This window comes from Rhodopseudomonas sp. BR0C11 (assembly GCF_010820945.1).
Lineage (GTDB): Bacteria > Pseudomonadota > Alphaproteobacteria > Rhizobiales > Xanthobacteraceae > Rhodopseudomonas > Rhodopseudomonas palustris_H.
On sequence record NZ_QTKI01000713.1, the window covers coordinates 1 to 1219 of the forward strand.

Annotated in this window: 2 protein-coding genes; one reads left to right on the forward strand and one right to left on the reverse strand. The window is 66.0% G+C overall.

Annotated elements, in window-relative coordinates:
- A partial coding sequence (locus DYI24_RS26805; RefSeq protein ID WP_205523714.1) for a COX15/CtaA family protein occupies positions 1-427 on the forward strand: 427 nt, incomplete at its 5' end.
- A 13-nt stretch (positions 428-440) separates the two neighbouring features.
- On the opposite strand, the gene DYI24_RS26810 is transcribed toward DYI24_RS26805, so the two are convergent.
- The gene (locus DYI24_RS26810; protein WP_246701388.1) at positions 441-1022 is read right to left on the reverse strand and encodes a TetR/AcrR family transcriptional regulator; all 582 of its coding nucleotides are present in this window, start codon (positions 1020-1022) and stop codon (positions 441-443) included.
- Positions 1023-1219: the final 197 nt, after the last annotated feature.

The following is a 1219-nucleotide window of genomic DNA, read 5'->3' on the forward strand; positions in this document are numbered from 1 at the left end:
CACCTGGCCAACGATCGACGGCGCGCTGATCCCGGACGCGGCGCGGCTGTGGTTCGAAAGCCCGTGGTGGAAGAACCTGTTCGACAATCATCTCACCGTGCAGTTCGATCACCGCATGCTGGCATATGCGCTGTGGACGCTGGCGGCGTTGCACATGATCGACGCGCTGCGCACGCGGGCAGGGGCCGCGGCACGCGGCGCGGTGCTGCTGTTCCTGGCGCTGACCGCACAGGCCGCGCTCGGCATCTTCACCGTGCTGTACGCCGCGCCGATCGACCTCGCCCTCGCACATCAGGCGATGGCGCTGGTGGTGCTGACGCTGGCCGTGCTGCAGGCTGAACGGCTGACGGCGACGAGCGACCATCAAACCGCGCTTGGTCGCGGTGCTGCTGAGCGGCTTCCATCCAAGCCAGTCCTATCGGCATAATCGCGGCGGCCGACTACGACCTGGCGGTCCTGCTCGTTCGTGCAGGCTTTCGCGCGCTGGTCCGGCGCGACGATGCGAATTCAGCAACAATCCGGCTGCGAGCCGTTTTGGTGACGACGCCCAGCAGCAGCAGGCGCGTCGCCAAATGCATCTCCTGGGCGAAACGCTTGCGGCTCCAGTTCACGGCCAGCCAGGCTTCCGTGGTTGAGGCCATCGCGCGCAGCAGCACCTCGGTGAAGGCCTCATCATCGACGACGCGGTCGATTTCGCCGGCGTCCACTGCGGCGCGCACCATCGCGCACCACAATTGCTGCCCTTCGGCGAGCATCATCCCGCGCAGCTCGGCGGCGTGCTCGCCCTGCATCGCCGCGTAAAGACCTCGATAGAACGCCGGCTCTGCACAATAGTGCTTCACCACCAGATCGATCGCCGCTTCGAGTTGGGCGAGCGGCGATCCCGGGGGGCGGGTGGCGAGGCGGGTTTCGAACGCGGCGAACTCGTCGCGCACGACCAGCCGCAACAAGTCGGCCTTTGTCCCGACCAGATTATAGGGCGTCGCCGGGCTCACTCCCGCACGCTTGGCGAGCTGGATCATCGAAAACCCGGCGCCGCCGGATTCGCGGATCAAGGCGTGCGCGGCTGTGACCAGCCCGCGCCGCCGGGATTCCAGAGTTCTCGTCGATAGCGTCATCTCAGGCCGTATCTGCGGGGATATTCTCGTAATAGGGGATCAACACGTCGTTGCTGCCTTCCTGAACCTGACCAAGCATCGCCACCGTCACAGGATGCACC

Coding starts and splice junctions, on each gene's coding strand:
- DYI24_RS26810 (WP_246701388.1), bottom strand. CDS start 1,022: ATGATCCAGCTCGCCAAGCGTGCGGGAGTGAGCCCGGCGACGCCCTAT.